Source organism: Pedobacter sp. 10L46_2, from assembly GCF_056395165.1.
Genome location: NZ_JBFTIZ010000210.1, coordinates 1 through 7367, shown reverse-complemented (window position 1 = coordinate 7367; position 7367 = coordinate 1). Strand labels below are relative to the sequence as shown.

Below are 7367 nucleotides of genomic sequence, written 5' to 3'. Positions count from 1 at the left end.
GCCTTTTGAGGGTGATAAGGATAGTGAAGATGCAGACGCAGTATTTTTTGATGCGAACGGTGACGGTTTTACCGATCTGTATGTTGTAAGCGGTGGATATCATGGTTTTAATGTTGCCGATCCATTATTGCAAGATCGCTTGTATATGAATGATGGAAAGGGGAATCTTTTAAAATCAACCGGTACGCTTCCCGAAATGAATGTAAGCAAAAGCTGTGCGCGTGTAGCAGACTTTAACGGAGATGGACATTTAGATGTTTTTGTTGGAGGTCGGGTGATCCCGGGTCTTTATCCTGAAGCCCCAAAGAGTTATCTTTTAATAAACGATGGAAAAGGTCATTTTACAGATCAGTTAAGCCTTATTTGTCCTGAATTAAATCAAGGTGGGATGATTACTGACGCTGCATGGATAGATTTAAACGGTGATAAAAAACCCGATTTGGTTACTGTAGGAGAGTGGATGCCGGTTAATGCATTCATTAATACAAGCGGAAAATTAGTAAATAAAACCAAAAGTTATTTTGATAAAGAATACAGTGGCTGGTGGAATAAACTTCAGGTTGGTGATTTTAACGAAGACGGCAGACCAGATTTAGTTGTTGGAAATCTCGGTTTAAATAGTCAATGCAAAGTCAGCGATAAAGAACCTGCAGAAATGTATTATAAAGATTTTGATGGTAATGGTGCCATTGATCCTATTCTATGTTTTTATCTGAAGGGAAAAAGCTTCCCTTATATAACCAGGGATGAATTATTAGATCAAATGAGCATAATGAGGCCACGGTTCTCAAATTATACAAGCTATGCTGATGCGACATTGAAAGATGTATTTACAGCAGATGAATTAAAGGATGCTAGATATTTAAAGGCCAACTGTCTTAAAACTACCTATTTTCAGAGTGGAACCGACGGGCGTTTTCATGAAAGGGATTTACCCGTTGAAGCACAAATGGCTCCGGTTTATACCATTACTTCTATTGATTATGATGCAGATGGTCATAATGACCTGCTATTGTGTGGTAATATGAATCAGGCCCGACTTCGTTTCGGAAAATACGATGCTAATTATGGAGTACTGTTAAAAGGCAATGGTAAGGGTAGTTTTAGCTATATACCTCAGTATATATCCGGATTTAAGTTACAAGGGGATGTTAGAAGTGTAATCGAGATTAACAATACGATTGTCTTTGGTATTAATCAGCAGGGTGCAAAGGCCTATCAGTTAAAAGGAAAATAGAACTATTATTATTTATATGAGAAAACTATTGTTTTTTAGTTTGTGCGTAATATGCTTCGCCGCATGCCGCAACAATGAAAAATCACCGGAGCTTAGTAATAAGGATATTGCTAAAGTCCTGGATGAAATGACTTCACTCATGATCCATGACGTAACAAATCCTCCGCTTGCTGCCCGATTTTTTACTTATGCAAGTCTTTCTGGTTATGAGGTAGTTGTACAAAATGACTCCAATTGTATTTCGATGAAGGGGATATTGAATGACTATCCGGAAATTATTAAGCCATCTGTTCCCGGAAGCTATTCTTATCAGTTAAGCGCAATATTGGCTATGATTGCGACAGCAAAAAAAATGCAGCCATCCGGAAGTTTGTTTGAAAAATATGAGCAATCATTTTTAGACTCCTGTAAAAAAATAGGATTTTCTAACAATGTTATTGAGAATTCTAAATTATATGCGCAGCAAGTAAGTAAACAGATATTAGGATATGCCAAGGCAGATAAGTATAACAAGATCAGTAACTATCCCCGCTATACACCTCTAAATATAGAAGGTAGCTGGTATCCAACTCCACCTGCTTATTTCCCACCGGTTGAGCCGTATTTTAATACCATACGTCCGTTTACACTAGATTCCTGCTCTCAATTTAAACCAGCACCTCCTGTCCCTTTTTCTAAGGATAAAAATTCGGCGTTTTATAAATTGATGTTAGGTAATTATGTGGAGGGAGGGGCAGGGCTAACACCAGAACATAGAGCGATAGCCGCATTTTGGGATTGCAATCCTTTTGCATTAAAAAGTGATGGACATTTGTTAACCGGCATGAAGAAGATCTCTCCGGGAGCACACTGGATAGGTATAGCAGGAATTGCATGTAAGCAATCGAAGTTTAGTTTCTCTAAATCTTTAGAAGTATATACCATGGTGTCTGTTGGTTTAACAGATAGCTTCATTAGTTGTTGGGACGAGAAATTCAGAAGTAATAGGATACGACCAGAAACCGCCATTAGGAGCTATATTGATCCCAAATGGAAACCATTGCTACAAACCCCGCCATTTCCGGAATATCTAAGCGGGCATTCTTGTATTTCCGCTACTTCTTCTGTTATACTGACCCACTATTTTGGTGATAATTACCATTATACTGATGATGTTGAAGAGAAATATGGCCTGCCATCCAGAAAATTCACCTCATTTAAAGCGGCTGCAAAAGAAGGAGCAATGAGTAGATATTGGGGTGGTATCCATTTCATGGATGCTATAGAAAACGGAATGACCACTGGCTTTGGTGTTGGGGAATTGGTCATCTCGAAATTGAAAGCCAAACAATCTTAAAAATAAACCAAACAAACTAAATTTTTAACCTAAAAATCAATTATGAAAAAAATCTTTACCACGCTCGCTATTGTTTTAATCACCGCTAAAGTTTTTTCCCAGGGATGTGTAGCAATCCGAAGCACCGGAGGGATTTGTGCAATGACCGAACATCCTGATAGCTCGTTAACATCTGATGGTGGAAGTTGGGTTTTGAATATCAATACCCGATATTTTATGTCAAATAAGCATTTCAAAGGCGATGTTTATCAAAAAGAGAGGATTAAGGCTGGAAACGAAGTGATCAACCATCAGTTTGCTACTGATCTTTCCCTGATCCGAGTATTCAACAGTCGTTGGTCTGCAATGATAGATGTTCCTATTATCTCCAATGCCAGATCCTCCAAATATGAGCATAATGCGCCGCCAAATCTTAATGACGAAAGACATAGTATGCACTCATTTGGATTGGGCGACATTAGGGTTGCAGCTTATCGCTGGTTGTTCAATCCTGCAACCAGTCCAAAAGCAAATGTTCAGGTAGGATTGGGGATTAAATTTGCCACCGGTGTTTATGATTATAAGGATTACTGGCAAAATGTTGGTCCTGGTAAAAAACCAGAATTACGTACCGTAGATCAGTCAATTCAATTGGGCGATGGAGGAACAGGTTTAACCCTTGAAATTAATTCATTTGCTAACATAAAAAACAACCTTGGTTTGTATGCTAATGCTTTTTATTTAAGTAATCCACGTCAGAATAATGGAGTAAGAACTTATCGCGAGTTAGTTAGCCCAGCATTGGCTAACGAGGCAATTAGCAGTGTTCCAGATCAGTTTATGGCAAGGTTAGGAGCCAACTATGCTTTGAATAAATTAGTCGTTTCTGCAGGTGGACGAATTGAAGGTATTCCAATTCATGACGTTATTGGTGGAAGTGGAGATTTCCGCAGACCAGGATATGTTATTTCAGTTGAACCAAGCCTTACTTATCAGCTAAGCAAAATAAATATTTATGCTTCGGTACCTGCAGCGGTATACAGAAAAAGAACTCAAAGTGTTACCGACAGGGCGCGCTCAACTGCTACAACATTTGTAAACGGGGATGCAGCCTTTGCGGATTATTCTGTCAATCTGGGAATTTCTTTCAGACTGTAATAATTTGAATAGGAAGCTGTCCATAAAGCACAATCGTGCATTATGGACAGCTTTTTTGTTTCTATGCCTTTGGTAAATGAATATATAATTGTAATTTGAAGCAAACTAAACACAAATGAGACTGAAACAGAGCATTTTAATGCTCTGCCTTCTGCTTGCTTCCTCTGGGTGCAACATGTCAAAAAAGACAAGTCAGAGGAATGTGAAGGGAATAACCGACCCTGATCAAAAGCAGTTTGCAGAGCATATCCGTACCACTGAATTTCAGACACCTGAGCAGGAGCGTGCCGGATTTAAATTACCTCCGGGATTCGAAATTACACTTTATGCATCTGAACCCGACATAGGAAAACCAATAAACATGGAGTTTGATGAAAAAGGTCGGCTATGGGTCACACAGTCATCAGAATATCCAATGGCAGCAGCTCCGGCAAAAGGTCATGATAAAATAACCATACTTGAAGACTCAGATGGAGATGGGAAGGCCGATAAATTCATACCATTTGCAGAAAATCTAAATATACCAATTGGTATAATACCGGTTCAGAAAGGCGCTATTGCCTTTAGTATCCCAAATATTTACCAGTTTACTGATTTAAATGGAGATTGGAAATCAGATGAAAAAAAAGTAATTCTAGGTGAATTTGGTCACCAGGATACACATGGGATGGTCAATAACTTTATAAGGGGGTTCGACGGATGGATCTATGCTTGCCATGGGTTTACCAATACTTCAACAATTGCAGGTACTGATGGAGATTCCATTACCATGGTTTCAGGAAATACATTTCGTTTTCAGCCTGATGGAAGTAGGGTAGAGCAAACTTCATATGGTAGGGTGAATCCTTTTGGCTATACATTCGATGAATGGGGGTATCTGTATTCAGTTGATTGCCATTCTAAACCAATTTATCAATTGATTAGAGGAGCGGAATATCCTCATTTTGGTAAGAAGTCGCCAGCCATGGGTTTTGCTCCCGAAATGATGAGTTATGAACTTGGATCAACAGCGTTATCTGGTCTGGTTTATTATTCCGGAGAGCAATTTCCCCAAGAATACCGAAACAGTTTTTATTCAGGAGATGTGGTTACCTGCCGGATCAATAGAAATACAATGTCTTTTACCGGTTCATCACCCGAAGCGAAGCGTCAGGAGGATTTCTTAATCAGTTCCGATCCATGGTTCAGGCCCGTTAACATTAAAACAGGGCCTGATGGTGCTTTATATATTGCCGATTTCTATAACCGTATTATCGGGCATTATGAGGTACCTCTGGACCATCCGCTCAGAGACCGTCAAAGTGGAAGGATCTGGAAAATAACTTATAAAGGCGATAAGAAACATAAAGATAATAAGCTTAAAGATTGGTCAAAAGCCAGCCTTGCTGAATTGATTAAAAACTTAAACCATCCTCAACTTAATCTAAGAATGATGATTGCCAATCAAATTGTTGAAGGGTATGGGGTAAAGGCAGTTGATCAGTTAACCGATAAACTTAAATCATCCAAAACCGATTCAAGGTCCTATGTTCAGACTTTGTGGATTTTGTTTCGTTTAAAGGCTTTACAGGACGGGGTTTTAGATAAGGCACTTAATCATAACGATGCGGTGATTAGAGTGCATGCATTTAGAATACTTGCGGAGAAAACAGCAATTCCATTAAAATATCAGGAAAAGGCATTAAATGCATTAAAGGATACAAGTACACATGTACAGCGTGTTGCGTCAGAGGTGTTGGGTAAATATCCAAAAGCGGTAGCGGTTAAGGCTTTACTGTCGGTTTACGCTGGCGCTGGTGAACAGGATAGTCATTTGAAATATACTGTTCTATTGGCTGTAAGAGATAACTTAAAGAATACTGAAGTAATGAAAAATGTTCTTGCTCAGAACTGGAATGAAGAACAGTTAAAAGTATTGATCAAAGTTATTTTGGATGTGCCGTCTAAAGAGGCTGCACTATTTGCGATGAGATATCTGCAAAACCATAATTTATCACATAAAGAATTGGTTTCTAATTTAGAATATATTGGTCGTTATATGGATGCCGAAAACCTGACGCAACCTATTGAGTTTATCCAGAAAAAGTTTTCTGATGATCTTGATGGGCAGTATGCATTGTTCAATACCATGCAGCAGGGTTTACGGCAACGGGGGGGGAAATTAACACCGTCAATGAAAAGCTGGGGAATCACCCTGGCCCAAAAGTCATTAAAAAACATCTCCGCTACATCTAACCTCTGGAGTAATAAACCACTAGAACAAACCGGCGATCCCATAAATCCTTGGTCAACAATAAATCATGCAATTATTGCAGAATTACCTACTCTTAAAGTAATCTGGAGCGAGATTAATGGCTATCCTCCAACTGGCATACTTGTTTCACCTGATTTTGCTTTACCCTCATCTTTAGCACTTAGTGTATTTGACAACGATGTACATAACACTGAATCTAAAATAGGTATTTCAAAAAATACTGTTCGAATTCGTCTGGCTAAATCTAAAAAGGTAATTGCCTCTTATCGTGCAGTGTTTAATGATAAAATGGAAGCTAAAGAACTTATGAAATCTGTGAAGTTCAATTTAGAGCCTTATAAAGGGCAAATGGCATTTCTTGAAGTTGTTGATAGCACTAAGACCGGATCTGTTGGGATTGGGGGATTAATACCTGCAGTTTTAAATATCCCGGATAAAGGGGTGGCGGAAACAGCAGCACGCTATACTTTGGCTGCTGAAATTGTAAGCGATTACAAGGTAAGGGAGCTGGAACCAGAAATGGAAATGTTAGCAAAAGCGCGCTGGGCCGATTACAAGACACGGGCTGCGGCTGCAATGGCTTTGATGAACTTAAACCCTGCTAAGCATAAAGCACTAATCTCAGAGATATTTTTAAGTCTTGATGAGGGGCAGTTGTTGAAAGAAAAAATTGCTCAGGTAATTGGTCAGGATAATTCTGAGAACCGATACGTCTTATTACAAAAAGGTTTTGAGGGAAGTCAACGCAGCTTACAGCTTGCAATTGCAACTATATTGGTCAACTCTGAAAAAGGTATTGATTACCTTTTGACTTCTGTTAAACAAGGTGATGTAAAATTCGATCTTTTATCTGAATTGCCAGTAAAAGAGGGGCTTGCTGCAAATATTAGCTCAAAACAACAGAAACAAATAGATCAAATGAGCTTAGGTCAGGCCTCAGAGAGCGAAGCACGGAAACAGCTGATAGCATCCCGATTGTTAGACTTTGATCCTACAACTGTAACTCTAGAATCCGGTAAAGCAATGTTTATGCAGAATTGCAGCATGTGTCACCAGATAAAAGGAAATGGCGGCATGATAGGCCCACAGCTCGATGGTATTGGAAACTGGGGCCAAAAGGCCTTAACAGAAAAGGTATTAGATCCAAATCGCAATATTTCACAAGCCTTTAGAACATATAATATAGTTTTAACAAACGGGAAGGTGTTAACCGGTTTGTATCGCAGAGAAGAGGGTGAAGTGTTGGTGTTTGCAAACCCTGGTGGGCAGGAATTTTCCATTCCTAAAAATGAAATTAAAGAAAGAAAACCTTCCAAATACACGCTAATGCCAGATCAATTTAGTAAAACGATTGCCAAAAAGGATTTTGATGCATTGCTTAAATATTTGTTAAGTGTAAAAGG

At 39.0% G+C, this 7367-nt stretch carries 4 protein-coding genes; all 4 read left to right on the top strand.

The features are described from left to right. Positions 1–1237 (top strand): FG-GAP repeat domain-containing protein (locus tag AC1DDX_RS19155; RefSeq protein ID WP_477622425.1); only part of this gene is annotated, 1237 nt, incomplete at its 5' end. 16 nt (positions 1238–1253) lie between these two features. Beyond that, entirely contained in the window at positions 1254–2573 is a 1320-nt protein-coding gene (locus AC1DDX_RS19150) for a vanadium-dependent haloperoxidase (RefSeq protein ID WP_172662476.1), read from the top strand. 42 nt (positions 2574–2615) lie between these two features. Beyond that, positions 2616–3710, top strand: a complete 1095-nt coding sequence (locus tag AC1DDX_RS19145) for a hypothetical protein (RefSeq protein ID WP_172662477.1) — start codon at positions 2616–2618, stop codon at positions 3708–3710. A gap of 202 nt (positions 3711–3912) precedes the next feature. Continuing rightward, on the top strand, positions 3913–7367 hold a 3455-nt coding region (locus AC1DDX_RS19140; protein WP_477622424.1), incomplete at its 3' end, for a PVC-type heme-binding CxxCH protein.

What these genes read in the sequence shown, in the direction of transcription:
- AC1DDX_RS19150 (WP_172662476.1), top strand. Translation starts at nt 1,254, where the DNA reads ATGAGAAAACTATTGTTTTTTAGTTTGTGCGTAATATGCTTCGCCGCA.
- AC1DDX_RS19145 (WP_172662477.1), top strand. Translation starts at nt 2,616, where the DNA reads ATGAAAAAAATCTTTACCACGCTCGCTATTGTTTTAATCACCGCTAAA.